General features: G+C 72.5%; 14 protein-coding genes. 3 read left to right on the top strand and 11 right to left on the bottom strand.

The genetic code is table 11. The annotated features are described in order from the left end of the window. Nucleotides 1-30: 30 nt before the first annotated feature. Together CRP52_RS34210 and CRP52_RS34205 are read right to left on the bottom strand one after the other, a co-directional pair. Nucleotides 31-432, bottom strand: coding sequence for a hypothetical protein (locus CRP52_RS34210; protein ID WP_143685897.1), 402 nt, complete (start codon nucleotides 430-432; stop codon nucleotides 31-33). Nucleotides 433-813: 381 nt separating this feature from the next. After that, the gene (locus tag CRP52_RS34205) at nucleotides 814-1,629 is read right to left on the bottom strand and encodes an oxidoreductase (protein ID WP_097240723.1); all 816 of its coding nucleotides are present in this window, start codon (nucleotides 1,627-1,629) and stop codon (nucleotides 814-816) included. 105 nt (nucleotides 1,630-1,734) lie between these two features. Between CRP52_RS34205 and CRP52_RS34200 the strand changes: the two genes are divergently transcribed. Next, nucleotides 1,735-2,322 carry a TetR/AcrR family transcriptional regulator gene (locus CRP52_RS34200; RefSeq protein ID WP_097240722.1) on the top strand — a complete coding sequence of 196 codons (588 nt, stop codon included), beginning with the start codon at nucleotides 1,735-1,737 and terminating at the stop codon, nucleotides 2,320-2,322. Between the two features lie 81 nt (nucleotides 2,323-2,403). Here CRP52_RS34200 and CRP52_RS34195 read toward each other — a convergent pair whose 3' ends face one another. Next, nucleotides 2,404-3,054: a helix-turn-helix domain-containing protein gene (locus tag CRP52_RS34195; RefSeq protein ID WP_179853121.1), complete on the bottom strand. Its 651-nt coding sequence runs from the start codon at nucleotides 3,052-3,054 to the stop codon at nucleotides 2,404-2,406. 27 nt (nucleotides 3,055-3,081) lie between these two features. Beyond that, complete coding sequence (locus tag CRP52_RS34190; protein WP_097240720.1) at nucleotides 3,082-4,125, bottom strand: zinc-dependent alcohol dehydrogenase family protein; 1,044 nt, start codon at nucleotides 4,123-4,125, stop codon at nucleotides 3,082-3,084. A gap of 199 nt (nucleotides 4,126-4,324) precedes the next feature. On the opposite strand from CRP52_RS34190, the gene CRP52_RS34185 reads away from it, so the two are divergent. Then, entirely contained in the window at nucleotides 4,325-6,040 is a 1,716-nt protein-coding gene (locus CRP52_RS34185; RefSeq protein WP_097240719.1) for a sensor histidine kinase, read from the top strand. On the opposite strand, the gene CRP52_RS34180 is transcribed toward CRP52_RS34185, so the two are convergent. The 7 genes from CRP52_RS34180 to CRP52_RS40955 all read right to left on the bottom strand — a co-directional run bounded on the left by CRP52_RS34180 (nucleotide 6,037) and on the right by CRP52_RS40955 (nucleotide 12,502). Continuing rightward, entirely contained in the window at nucleotides 6,037-7,011 is a 975-nt protein-coding gene (locus tag CRP52_RS34180; RefSeq protein WP_097240718.1) for an Acg family FMN-binding oxidoreductase, read from the bottom strand. The genes CRP52_RS34185 and CRP52_RS34180 overlap by 4 nt on opposite strands. A gap of 31 nt (nucleotides 7,012-7,042) precedes the next feature. After that, nucleotides 7,043-7,336 (bottom strand): SHOCT domain-containing protein, encoded by a 294-nt coding sequence (locus CRP52_RS34175; RefSeq protein ID WP_097240717.1) that lies wholly within the window; start codon nucleotides 7,334-7,336, stop codon nucleotides 7,043-7,045. Nucleotides 7,337-7,462: 126 nt separating this feature from the next. Then, complete coding sequence (locus tag CRP52_RS34170) at nucleotides 7,463-8,140, bottom strand: response regulator (RefSeq protein ID WP_097240716.1); 678 nt, start codon at nucleotides 8,138-8,140, stop codon at nucleotides 7,463-7,465. 199 nt (nucleotides 8,141-8,339) lie between these two features. After that, nucleotides 8,340-9,965: a sulfatase-like hydrolase/transferase gene (locus tag CRP52_RS34165; protein WP_097240715.1), complete on the bottom strand. Its 1,626-nt coding sequence runs from the start codon at nucleotides 9,963-9,965 to the stop codon at nucleotides 8,340-8,342. A 121-nt stretch (nucleotides 9,966-10,086) separates the two neighbouring features. After that, nucleotides 10,087-11,397: a cation:proton antiporter domain-containing protein gene (locus tag CRP52_RS34160; RefSeq protein ID WP_097240714.1), complete on the bottom strand. Its 1,311-nt coding sequence runs from the start codon at nucleotides 11,395-11,397 to the stop codon at nucleotides 10,087-10,089. Beyond that, complete coding sequence (locus CRP52_RS34155; protein ID WP_257033191.1) at nucleotides 11,390-11,743, bottom strand: hypothetical protein; 354 nt, start codon at nucleotides 11,741-11,743, stop codon at nucleotides 11,390-11,392. Before CRP52_RS34155 ends, CRP52_RS34160 begins: the two co-directional genes overlap by 8 nt. A gap of 390 nt (nucleotides 11,744-12,133) precedes the next feature. After that, nucleotides 12,134-12,502 carry an STAS domain-containing protein gene (locus CRP52_RS40955; RefSeq protein WP_179853120.1) on the bottom strand — a complete coding sequence of 123 codons (369 nt, stop codon included), beginning with the start codon at nucleotides 12,500-12,502 and terminating at the stop codon, nucleotides 12,134-12,136. 289 nt (nucleotides 12,503-12,791) lie between these two features. On the opposite strand from CRP52_RS40955, the gene CRP52_RS38720 reads away from it, so the two are divergent. Next, complete coding sequence (locus tag CRP52_RS38720; RefSeq protein WP_179853119.1) at nucleotides 12,792-13,139, top strand: hypothetical protein; 348 nt, start codon at nucleotides 12,792-12,794, stop codon at nucleotides 13,137-13,139. Nucleotides 13,140-13,141 lie beyond the last annotated feature (2 nt).

Below are 13,141 nucleotides of genomic sequence, written 5' to 3'. Positions count from 1 at the left end.
GCCGGTCCCGGACGCGTCAGCGTCCCGGGGTCAGGTACGGGAAGCGGTGAAGTCGAGCTTTCCCTCGACCCCGGCAGTGGAGACCTTCCCCGTGATCTTGGTGACCCGGGTGCCGACGGGGCAGAGCGTCCCGGTGGTGACGCCGCTCTCCCCCGCGTAGGTCGGGAAGGTGATCTGCCCGCGCCCGAGGCTGTTGATACGCAGGACGAAGTTCCCCACCGCCGCACGCGACTCCTCGGCCGACGCCGTCACCTCCGTCCTCACCAGCGTGCTCCCCAGCGCCTGCGGCGCGATCGAGATGGCCCGCGTCGACCCACCCGGCAAGGTCACACTCCCCTCGAACGCCGTGTCGAGTTCGCCCTCGCCGACCCAGTCCGAGACCGCACCACCGCACGTGTTACCGGTGGCCGCCCCCGCCGGCACTGCCAGCACCGCCACACCCAACGCCCCGGCAAGAGCAAGAGCACAAGCAGAACGAGCACCAAGAGACACCGGTCGCATCGAAGATCCAATCATCAGCACACCCCTATAGCTACCGTTCGCACTCACACAAGCACGCTCCGCAGCCACCAGCCACCGGAGCCGCCCACAGCTACGCCATGTGCCGCCGAAACGCCGCCCGCAGTGTCAGCAAGATCTTCATTGGCCTTCCAGGCCGTGTTTTAGAACTGGTGCAGGATGGGGTCAACGGCGTGCCCTCAGGAAGAAGCTCTCGTGGTTGACCCCACCCCCAAGGCCGCCCTGGTCCACCTTCGCGCCGTGAAGTCGCAGCGGCCGACCGATGCGAAGCTTGCCGGGGGATGGGGGTGCCGGTCAGGCGGGCAGCTGGTTCAGCTTGCGGATCTGCCGGTCGAAGGCACGAGCGGGGACGAGGCGGCGCAGGGTGCTGACGCGTCCGGCGGTCGGTCCGGCGGGGTAGCGCAGCTTCGGCTTCGGGTCGGTCGCCGCGGCGACGATCGCCCTGGCGACGGTGGCAGGGTCGTCGCCGTCCTTCATCGCCGCGGCCATCACGCGCTCGAAGACCTGGCGCTGCTGCTCGTAGACCGGCAGAGGCGTGGCGGGTTTCGGGGAGTTGGCCTCGAACGCGGTCCTGGTCTGGGCGGGCTCGACGAGCAGGACGCGGACACCGTGCTGGCGGACCTCGTGGTCCAAGGACTCGGAGTAGCCCTCGACGGCGTGCTTGGACGCGGCATAGGCGGCCATGTAGGGCGCGGGGACGAACCCGAGAACGGACGAGATGTTGATGATCCGGCCGCCGCCCTGAGCGCGCATGTGCGGCAGGACGGCTTTGGTCATGCGGATCAGTCCGAAGACGTTGATGTCGAACAGCTGTTGGTCCTGGATGAGGGAGCGTTCCTCTCCGGCGCCCGCAGAGCCGATGCCGGCGTTGTTGACCAGGACGTCGATCCGACCGAACTGCTCGATCACGCGGTCGACCAGGCCGGCGACCGAGGTGTCGCTGGCCACGTCGAGGTCGAGGAACGTCACGCCCTCGCGGCGGTCGTCCGCTGAGGCTCGGCGGCTCGTGCCGACGACCTCGAATCCCGCATCGGCGAGCGCGGAGGCGGCCGCCTTGCCGATGCCTGACGATGCTCCGGTCACGAGTGCTACCGGCCGGCTCGTGGTCATGATGGGCCTCCCCATGGATTGGATTATGACCGTAATGCAATTACTCTAGGACGGGAGACGGAGAGCGGCAAGCGGCCTCTCCACCGGGGCTACGAGGAGGAGCGCGTGGCGCGCTACGCGAAGGACCACAAGCAGGCGACGCGCCAGCGGATCATCGAGGCCGCCGGCCGCCGGTTCAAGAAGGACGGCATCGACGGCTCAGGGGTCTCCGCGCTGATGTCGGACGCGGGGCTGACCAACGGAGCCTTCTACGCCCACTTCGCCTCCAAGGAGGACCTCGTCGCGAACGCCGTCGCCGACCAGCTGGGCGCGCAGAACGCGAGCCTTGAAGCACTCGCGCCGGGCCGCGCCGGACTCGAACAGTTCGTCCGCGCCTACCTGTCCGCCGAGCACCGTGACGACCCCGAGAACGGCTGCCCCACGGCCGCTCTCCTCGACGAGATCGGGCGCTGCACGGACGCGACCAAGCAGGCGTTCACCGACGGCCTGCTGGCCGTCATCGACGACATCGCTGCCCGCCTGGCACCCGACAACCCGCCCTCGGCACGCGCACAGGCGCTCGGCGTCTTCGCCATGATGGTCGGGACGCTCCAACTCGCGCGCGCCCTGGCCGATCCCAAGCTCGCCGACGACGTCCTCGACCACGGCGTCCACAACGCCCTCGCGCTGCTGGACGCCGGACCTGTCCGGTAGGGCCGCGTCCGACGCCCCTCTGCGGCCTCGCGCCGGCCGACACCCTGGCCGCCGATGCGGCCCGCGACGACGGCGGAGCGCTCACCCCGTGCCGATCCTGCGGCCGGTGACCTCGGCGGGCCGGATGCGGACCCACAGCGGGCGGGCGCCGCCGGCCCACGGTGTGGCGCCCGGTAGCGCCGCGAGCCGCTGTTGCTCCTGCGGGTCGTCGATGTGGTGGGCCTCGCCGAGGATCAGGACGCTCCAGCCGTCACCGCGGTGGTCGTCGATGCGGTCGACCTGGAACGAGGCGGGCGAGCCCTCGGCCGGGGCGGCGGTGCCCCTGGGGGCGGTGCGGTAGACGATCGTGCGGCCGTCCACCGCGTAGTTGACCGGGAGGACGACGGGTGCCGGCCCGAGGGGCAGGCCGACCCGGCCCACGCCGTGGCTGCCGATGAGTTCCCAGCACTGCGGCTCGGTCAGGTGGAACAGTGGGCGCGGGTCGGCGTCGGCCTGTCCCGGCGGTGCGTCGGGGCGGTGGCCGGACAGCAGCTCCGGCCAGCTCGTCCCGAGCGCGGTGGCGATCCGGACGAAGGAAGGCGGGTCGAACTGGGGGCCGGTCCTGAGGAGTTGGCGCAGGTACGCCGGTGCCATGTTCGCCCGGTAGGCCAGTGTTGCTTCGCTCAGGCCGAGTTGGTCGCGGCGCTGGACGATCCGGTGGGCGATGGCGACGGGGTCGGGGCCTTCGGTCATGGTGGCGGTTCCTCCGTCCATGGCGGGTCACGTCCGGAAGAGCGCGACCTTGAGCGCGCCGGTGTCGGCCGCGTCGGCGAAGACGTCGTAGGCGTCCTGCATCTCGTCGAGCCCGAAGCGGTGCGTGACCAGCCCGCCGATGTCCAGTCGGCCGACGGCCAGCATGTCGAGCAGCAGCGGGGTGCTGTGGGTGTCGACCAGGCCGGTGGTGATGGTGATGTCGCGGATCCAGAGGTCCTCCAGGTGGAGCACCGCCGGCTTGCCGTGCACGCCCACGTTGGCGACCCGGCCGCCGGGGCGCACCAGGCGGGTGCAGAGTTCGAAGGATTCGGGGACGCCGACGGCCTCGATGGCGACGTCGACGCCGAGTCCGTCCCGGGTGAGTGCCCGCACGGCCTCCGGGGTGGCTTCGGCGACGGTGAGGGTGGTGTCGGCGCCGAAGCGTTCGGCGGCGTCGAGGCGGCTCTGGGCGAGGTCGATCGCGATGGTGCGGGAGGGGCTGTAGAGCCGGGCGGTGAGGACGGCGGCGAGGCCGATCGGTCCGGCGCCGACGATCGCGACGGAGTCGCCCGGGCCGAGACGGCCGTTGCGGACGCCGACCTCGTAGGAGGTGGGCAGGATGTCGGCCAGCAGCAGGGCGTCCTCGTCGCGGACGGCGTCGGGCAGTTTGTGCAGGGAGGTGTCGGCGAAAGGGGTGCGGACGTACTCGGCCTGGCAGCCGTCGATCAGGTGGCCGAGGATCCATCCGCCGCCTCCGGTGCACTGGCCGTAGCTCGCGGCCCGGCAGTAGGTGCAGCGGCCGCAGGCGGAGATGCAGGAGACCAGGACGCGGTCGCCAGCGGTGACGGTGCGCACGCCCGGTCCGGTCTCGGTGACGGTGCCGACGGCCTCGTGGCCGAGGACGCGGCCTTCGATGACCTCGGGGACGTCGCCCTTGAGGATGTGCAGGTCGGTGCCGCAGATCGTGACGGCGTCCACCCGGACGACGGCGTCCTCGGGGTCTCGGACGGTCGGGTCGGGGGCGTCGCCCCAGGTGCGGCGGCCGGGTCCGTCGTAGGCGAGCGCTTTCATGGCTGTGGTGGCTCCTCTCGGACGGCGGAGCCGGGACGATTCCGTCCGCCCTTCCAGCGTTCTGCGCGGCGGGGCCCGTCGCCATGGGTCCGGCGGATCCTCCGGGTGGGCCGTTGGACCCCCTCTCGCACCCGCCACACCGTGACGAGCGTGCCTACCCTGGTGAGTGGGCCATTGGGGGCGAGCCAGGGAGGACCCCTTGGGCAGCGCGTCGGAAGGTTCCGCACCCGTTCCGAAGCTGCAGCTGGACGAGCTGCTGGACGAGCTGCAGGCCAGGTTGGACGCCGCTCGCGGGACCCGTGACAGGGTGCACAACCTGCTGGAGGCGGTGCTGGCAGTCGGGCGTGATCTGGAGCTGTCCCAGGCCCTCCAGCACATCGTGGAGGCGGCGGTCACCCTGGTGGACGCGGAGTACGGCGCGCTCGGGGTGATCGGTGAGGACCAGCGGCTGTCCCAGTTCATCCCGGTCGGGGTCACCGACGACCAGGTCAAGCTGATCGGCGACCTTCCGTCCGGCCACGGCATCCTGGGGGAACTGATCCGCCGCCCGGAGCCGTTGCGGCTCAGCCGGATCTCCGACCACCCGGCCTCCTACGGCTTCCCGGCCAACCACCCGCCGATGCGCAGCTTCCTGGGGGTGCCGATCCGGATCCGCGGCAAGGTGTTCGGCAACCTGTACCTGACCGAGAGGCGGGGCGGGGGCGACTTCGACGCCGAGGACGAGTCCGTCCTCGCCACCCTGGCCGTCGCCGCCGGGGTGGCCATCGACAACGCCCGGCTCTACGCCCGGGCCCGGCAGCGACAGCGCTGGCTGCAGGCGAGCGCCGAGATCACCAGCAGCCTGCTGTCGGGCAGCGCGGAGCAGGAGGTGCTGGACCTGCTGCTCGCCCGCGCGACCGAGATCGCCGGTGCGGACCTCGCGGTCGTCGCCATGCCGCTGCCCGGCGCCGGCGAGTTGGAGGTGCGGATCGCCGTCGGCCTCGGCGAGGACGAGCACCGGGGTCTCGTGCTGCCGGTCGACGGCTCGTTCATGGGGACGGCCTTGCGCACCGGCGGGCTCGTGGTGAGCCCCGATGTCCAGCACGATCCCCGGATCACGGCCGGGCCACCACGCTGGCGCGGCCTCGGCCCGGCGCTCGCGGTCCCGGTCGGTACCGCCGAGCGCGGCATCCGCGGCGTTCTCCTCCTGGCCAGGGCCGCCGGTGCGCCACTGTTCGAGGAAGACGAGTCCGTTCCGCTGCTCGGCTTCGCCGGCCAGGCGGCGGTGGCCATGGAGCTGGCCGAGCGGCGCCGCGACTCCGAGCAGATCGCAATGTTGCAGGAACGCGACCGGATCGCCCGCGACCTGCACGACCTGGCCATCCAACGCCTCTTCGCCACCGGCATGACCCTCCAGGGTGCGACCCGCTTCATCGAGCACCCGGAGGCGACCGACCGCGTGCTGCGGGCGATCGACGACCTCGACGAGACCGCCAAGACCATCCGCGCCACGATCTTCGGCCTGCGCCTGCGCGAGAAGGGCCCGGCAGCGGCCGGCCTGCGTTCCCGCGTCGTCGAGGTGCTCGAACGCGCCGCCCGTCCGCTCGGCTTCGCCCCGGCCCTGCGGATGAGCGGCCTGCTCGACGTCACCGTGCCTCCCGAGGTCGCCGACGCGGTGATCGCCGTCCTGGAGGAGGCGCTGTCCAACGCCGCCCGTCACGCGCGGGCCTCGACCGTGGACGTCACCGTGACCGCCGGCGAGGAGCTGACCGTGACGGTCAGCGACGACGGAGTCGGCCTGCCCGAGGGCGGCCGCCGCAGTGGCCTGGCCAACCTCGCGGACCGGGCCACCGCCCTGGGCGGCACCTTCGCCGCACGTGCGCGCCAGGAGGGCGGCACCGAACTGGTGTGGCGCGTCCCGCTGCCAGGCGTCTAGGACAGCACGTCGCCGGGTGCCAGGCGGGGAGTGGGCGCGCCCTCGGGGCCGTAGCCGAGGCGGATCAGCATCTGGACGTGGCCGGGGCCGCGGTGCGGGTCGCGGGCCTCCCAGCGCAGGTACGGCCACTCCATCGCCTGGTGCAGCAGCGAGGCGCGGACGCCGTGGACGGTGGCCGCGAGCAGGACGTGTTCCAGGGCGAGGCCGGCGCGCAGCCAGTCCTGCGGGGTGTCGTGCTCGGTGGCGAGGACGGCGATGCGGGGTTCCCTCTCGAAAGGGGCGGGCGCCTGGTGCTCGGCGGCGTGGATGGCGGAGTAGTCGCGCATGGGCAGGTGGCCGGCGGCGTCCTGGGGTCCGAGCGCGTCGACCGGGATGCCGTAGGGCGGTGCCTCCCCGGTGCGGATCCAGGTGCGACTCTCGGTGCGTTGGGCCTCGTCGGTGGTGTTGCGGCGTTCGGCCTCGGCGGTGAGGTGCAGGAGTCGGTCGGTCTCCTCGTGGTCGGGCAGGTGGAGCAGGGCTTCCTCGGACCGGGCGGCGGTGGCGAGTTCGTCGAGGACGGCTTGCGGAACCGGCTTGCCGGTGAAGGGCGTCCGGGTGGAGTGCCGGTGCCAGATCGCCTCGTACAGCTTGTCGATGCCCCGGGTGCGTGCGGCGGCCGGGGCGTCCAGCCGGACGGTGGCGAACAGCTCCGGTTCGCCCGGGTCGGGCAGCAGGCGGACCTCGGGTGCCCAGCCGAGGTGTCGGGCGGCGATCCGCAGGTTGAGGACGGCCGTACCGACGGAGATGTGCAGTGCCCGGCCCCGGGGATCTGCAGCCGGGACGGCCCGACTGCGGTCGGCCCACACCTCCAGGGTGGAGGTGTCCGGCTGGAGCCGGAAGCGCCAGGGCTGGCTGTTGTGGATCGAGGGAGCCGCGACCGCCGCGGAGACGAGCTTCTCCAGGGTCAGGGCGTCGAGGGCGAGGGTGGGCATGACCGCCTCCAGGGTGCGTGGTCGGTCGGAGTCAGCCGGAGACGGGCGGCTCACCGCCGCCGCGCAGGACGTCCGGACGGGTCCGGTACTCGTCAGGGTCGGTCTCGCCCCTGACGAGGCGTTCGGCGAGCAGTTGTTCCGCGGGGCTCCGCTGGGGAGGCGCCACCGGACGTACCGGGGCCGACGGGCTGTGCAGAGCCGTCCGGCCCAGATGCCGTACCAGCGCGACCACGCCGAAGATCACGAGCGCCCAGAAGAGCAGCATGCTCACGGTCATCAGGCCGATGCCCCAGCCGTTCATGCCGCCGTCGTTCCAGTACAGCATCGCCGTCTCCTCAGCCGTGACGGGAGGTCGAACACCTCCACCGTGCGACGGGGGGACGGCGTACCGCTTGGGCCGTTCGGCACCACCTCCGGGCCCACTCGGGCCCGGCTGCTCAGCGCGGGCCGGTCAGTGCGGGCGCTGGTGGTGCTGCGGATCGGGTTCGGCGTGCGCGGCGAGGACGGCGGCCTGGAGGCGCCGTTCGACGCCGAGTTTGGCGAGCAGCCGGGATACGTGGTTCTTCACCGTCTTCTCGGCGAGGTAGAGCTCCTGGCCGATCTGCCGGTTCGTCTTGCCCTCCCCGACCAGGGCGAGGATCTCCCGTTCGCGGGGAGTGAGCCCGGCGAGGGCGGCGTCGGTCGCGCTCTCCTCGTGGTGGCGCAGGCTCTCCATCAGCTTGTGCGTGGTGGCCGGGTCCAGCATGGACTGCCCGGAGGCCACCGTACGCACCGCGCTGACCAGGTCGGCGCCCTTGACCTGCTTCAGGACGTAGCCGGCGGCCCCGGCCATGATCGCGTCGAGCAGGGCGTCGTCGTCGTCGAAGGAGGTGAGCATCAGGCAGACGAGTTCGGGCATCTTGTCGCGCAGGTCCCGGCAGACGGTCACCCCGTCGCCGTCCGGGAGCCGCACGTCGAGGACGGCGACGTCCGGGCGCAGGGCCGGCACCCGGGCCAGGGCCTGGGCGCAGCTGGCGGCCTCGCCGACGACCTCGATGTCCGGTTCGGCCTCCAGGAGGTCGCGGACGCCTCGGCGGACCACCTCGTGGTCGTCCAGCAGGAACACCCGTACGGGCCGGGGCATGTCCATGGCCTGCTCCCTGGGGTGCGCGGGCGGTGACACCACCGATTCTGCGCGTCCGCGCCGTTCGGCGCACCGGGTCAGCCGCGCGGGACGAGCCTGCGGGCGCGCAGGTGGTCCGGAAGATGGTGAGCACGGGGTAGTCGGCCGCGAGGCTTGCGGGCGTGTGCATGGGCGTGTCCTGTTCATGAGTCGGAGGGATCCGCGGTCAGTGGCCGGCCGCGGCGCCGGCGGGCGCGGGCCGGTCGGTGTCGCCGTGCCAGGTGGGCCAGCCGAGGAGCCGGGGGCGTTCGGTGACCCAGGCGCGGGTGTCGGTGCCGATCTCGGCGCTGATGAGGTCCTCCAGCCGACTACTGCAGCGGGCGACGAGGTCGCGGTTGGCGGGGTCAGCGGCGAGGTTGCGCATCTCGTGGGGGTCCTCCACCCGGTCGTAGAGCACCACGTCGTTCTGTTCGTGGAGCTCTTCCACGGAGGTGGGGCGGTTGGGGTTCAACGGAGAGAAGTAGCGGCCGAAGGTGTACCGCTGGTCCAGGTACCCGCGCAGGAAGCCGCGCTTGCTCCAGTCCGGGCGGAGCGCACCGGACTGGATCCGCTCGGGGGCCTGCGGGTCGGCGAACTCGAACCAGAAACCGGCGTCCAGCGTGGTGATCGACTCGACGGCGGTGAGCACTCCCTCGCGGACCGTCCTGCCCTCCAGCACGGGTGCGAGGGAGTGGCCGTGCAGGGCGGGGAACCGGTCGGCGGTCGCCGCCCGGTCGAGCCCGGCGAACTCCAGGAGGGTGGGCGCGAGGTCGACGGCGGAGGCGAGCGCCTCGGTGCGGCCGCCGCCGGCGACGTCGGGGTGGCAGAGCAGGAACGGGACGTGGAAGTTCTCGTCGTAGACCAGGTTGCCCTTCTGGCGCAGGCTGTGGCTCCCGGCCATCTCGCCGTGGTCCGAGGTGAAGACGACCACGGTCCGGTCGGCCTGGCCCGAGGCCTCCAGCGCGTCGAGGACGAGTTCGATGCTGCGGTCGACGTCCCGGATGGCGTTGAGGTAGAAGTTGAGGCCGTCGTACCAGTGCCGGTCGTCGGCGACGGGACCGAAGACGGTGTCGAGCATCCGGGCGTACTCGCAGACCGCCGGTGCCGCGGCGGACAGGTCGTCGCGCAGGCTCGCGGGCAGGTCGAATTCCCAACGACGCTGGTAGAGCGGGATGTCGGCGGCCGCGCGCGCCACCACGGCGTGCGCGAGTCCGAAGGGCAGTCGGACCTGGGGGGAGCCCCCGTAGTCGAAGCTCATGACGTCGTGCGGGTTGACGAAGTTGACGGCCATGAACCAGGGCTGGTCGGGTGCCACGACCGGCGCGCGGTTGCGCAGCCATTTGACGGCCTGGCCGGCGATCACCGGGTCGATCTTGAGTCCGGCCCAGGCGCCGCCGTCGATGTCACCCCAGTCGTTGAACTCGCTGAACCCGTAGGGTTCCAGGGCGTCGGTGGTCGGGCCGGGGTTCTGCGGCGTGACGTAGGCGTTCGACAGGTGCCACTTGCCCTGGTAGGTGCAGTAGTAGCCGGCCTGGCGCAGCATCGTGCCGAGGGTGCCCAGATCCGGATCGAGCGGGCGGATGTAGGGCATGTTGTCGTTGTCGTAGATCTCGGTCAGCGGCAGGTGCTGCCCGGTGTAGATCACGGACCGCGCGGAGCTGCACATGGCCGAGGCGGTGTAGTACCGCTCGAAGGTGTGGCCGCGTTCGGCGAGCCGCTCCCTGGCGGGGAGAGTGAAGCCCGGCGGACGCGGGATCGCGGCCCGCTCCTCGTCGGTGACGATCAGCAGGATGTTCGGACGGGTCATGGCCATCCATGCCTTTCCACGTGGGTTGCGTCGGTCATTCGTTGAGGTCGACGGCCCAGGTCACCGGCTGGGCGTGGACGCGGTCGGCTGGACCAACCGGGTGGGACGAGCCTCCGGACGGCGGCTCTCACCGCCCGGGCGGACCGGTGAGGTCGAACCTGCGGCGCCGGCGGACGGCCGGCGCACCGCTGCCCTCCCTCAGTCCCGGCTCCCGGGCGACGGCCCGCTCGTACCACCGCCCGTACCGGTCGGAGAGCGTCACGGCGGTCACCCCGTGCAGAAGGACGCTCAGGCCGACGGTGACCGCGACCACCCGTCCGATCAGCTCCACCCCCGGAACGTGCTGCTCCACGACCAGCAGCCCGAGCACGATCGAGGCGAGCCCGCGCGGCCCGAACCACCCGATGTAGGCCACGGTGGGCAGCCTCAGCCCGCTCCCGGCGAGGGAGAGGGCGACCGGGACCATCCGGACCACGGTGAGACTGAGCACGGCGTAGAGGACGATGCGCCAGTCGAGCTGCTCCAGCGTGGGACCGAGGATCACGGCGCCGAAGACCAGGAGGCTGAGCAGGGCCAGCAGGCTTCCCAGGTACTCGGCGAGGTCGGCGCTCCGGTCGTCCTCCGGTACCGGTGCCGCGGCGACACTGCGTTCGGCGGCCGCGAAGGCGAACCCCGCCACCCAGGCCGCGATGAAGCCGCTCCCCTGGGTGGCTACCGCAAGACCGTAGGACGCCGCGGCGACCGCCAGGACGTGGAGACTCCGCCACTCCCCCGTGATCCAGCCCCGTCCGCTCGACCATCGCAGGAGTCTGCCGCCGACCCCTCCGACCGCCAGACCGAGGGCGGTGCTGAGCAGCAGGGCCCGCCAGAACGTCCCGGCCTCGCCCTCCTCGGCGTACGACGTGCCGGGGATGGCCGCCAGGAACAGGACGAAGAACGGCAGCACCATGCCGTCGTTCAGGCCGCTCTCCACGTTCAGCCCTTGACGGACCAGGGCCGGCACCCGTGGGTTGGCGATGGCGCTGGTGCCGAGCGCCGCGTCGGTCGGCGCCAGGACGGCGCCCACCAGCGCGAGCTCCCAGACGGTGAGCCCGGGCAATAGGGGCCAGGCCAGCAGCCAGCCCAGCGCGATGCTGAGTACCAGGCCGAACCCGAGCAGCCGACCCGGCAGGGCGGCGCCGGTGCGGAGTTCTCGGGGACGCACGGCCATGGCGTCGGTGAAGAGCACCAGCGTCAGTGCGGCTTCCAGGAGCGTGAGGAGCGGCCCGCCCACGGTGTCCAGGCTGATCAGGTCGAGGCAGAGGGGGCCGAGCAGGACGCCGGCCGCGGTGAACACGATGGCGCCGGACACCGGGGTGCTCGCCAGGCGTCGCGAGGCGAGCGCGTACGCGCCGGTGACGCCGGCCACCGCCACCCCCGCCCAGGTGGCGTCACTCACCGGGGCCCGGCCTACCCGGCACGGGAGGCTCCCCCGTGGTGGCGGCCCGTCCGGAGGCGGCGAGCAGCGCGAGGACGGCCAGCACGGCGAGGAGCACCAGGGCGAGCAGCAGGACCGTCAGCACGGTCGGGTGGTTCCAGAGGGCGAACACCGGGACCACGACCAGCAGCGCCGCGAGGGCGAGCCAGCGGCGGTGGGCCTGGGTCCAGGTTCCGGCCCGCCCCGTGCGCACGCCGTGGGCGGCGCCCCAGCGGGCCGCGGAGTCCGCGGCGGCGTCCGCCCCGCCGCGGACGGCACGGGGGGACCGTCCCGCCCCGGACAGGTACGCGCCGAGCGCCACCACCACGCCGAGGACGATCGCGGCGTGATCAGCACCGCCGAGACGGTGCTCATGGCGATCCGCCCGGCCCCGGCGCGGCGCCTGGCCCCGGACGGCGAGCCGCCGTTGCCCGCCCCGCCCGTCCCCCGCGCGCGTGGAGGCCCCGGCGGCTCGTTCATCGGGTCTCCCAGCGCTCCACGCGGCCGTGGCGCCGCTGAGCACCATTGCCCCGTAGAGCCCGGCGACCGGCACCCCGGGGTGGTCCGTCCGGACGAGGCTCCGGCCTGTTTCGCCGAACGGCAGGCCGTCCGAGGTGCCGTACGCCGTCCCGTCTCCCAGGCTTGGACGGAATCCGGAGCGCTTGAACTGATGAGTCGTGGCGGACCTGTGGGGGGACGGGGACAGGGGAGCTCGGGTTCAGAGGGGCTCCGGGGAGACGGCGACCCTCGGGATCCCGTGCGGCGACGCTTGACCCGCCAGGAGATCGGCGACGCGGAGCATGGCGAGGATCCGGTGGAACCGCGGCCGGACACCGGTGAGACGGAACTCCGTCCCGTGGGCTCGGCAGACCCGGCGGGCCTGGAGGAGCGCTCGCACACCGGCGGCGTCGCAGAATCCGAGGGCCGCGACATCGAGATCCAGGTGCTGCGGGTGGTCCCGCACGGACCGGCCGACGGCGGTCAGCAGAAGCGGTGCCGTCGCGATGTCGAGCTCGCCTTCCAGTGACAGCGATGCGGTGTCCTGGGACACCACGGTCCTGGTGCGGAAAAGGTCTTCGTCTTTCATGGCGGCCGCCCGGGAACTCGGCTGGCGGAAGCACCTCGGAACGGAAGCCCTACGTCCACCGTAGGAGCGGGTTCCGCAGCCGGTCCTGGGCCGCACGGACCGCGTCGATGGTCCGTACGGCCCCGCCCTGCGGCCCCGACCCCGCACGGGAGTGCTCTCGTGACGCACGGTCCTCTCGTCGACCGGCCCCCGAAGTGTGGGCCGGACGGCCCATGCCGCCGTGGCCGTGCTCTGTGAATGTCGGAAGGGAGGGAAAGTCCCACCGCATCGACCGAGGGAGATGAGACGGATGTCCGGCATCCACCTCCAGGTGTCACGACCCGCCGTCGGGCCCGGACCCCACGAGCTCGGACGTGTCGACTGGCTCGTGCTGGGTTCCGCGGCGCTCGTCGCCGGCGCGGCCGTACACGCGCTGTCGGGGGTCGTGGCGATCACCAAGGACCTGGTGCACGCCGCGCCCGCACCCGATGCGGAGCTCCCCGCGCCCGCCGCCAAGCTCACCGTGGACGAGCGGGACGGGTGGATCCTCATCACCGCCCTGTTCGTCGTGACCGGCGCGGTGGCACACTCCGTCGCACGCATCGTGGAGAGCGCCAGGACGCTCGTGCACCCGGCGCACCTGCTGGTGCGGCCATGACC

This window comes from Streptomyces sp. 1331.2 (assembly GCF_900199205.1).
Taxonomy (GTDB): domain Bacteria; phylum Actinomycetota; class Actinomycetes; order Streptomycetales; family Streptomycetaceae; genus Kitasatospora.
Note: the sequence above shows the minus strand (reverse complement) of the source record. Positions and strands in the feature narration are given on the sequence as shown.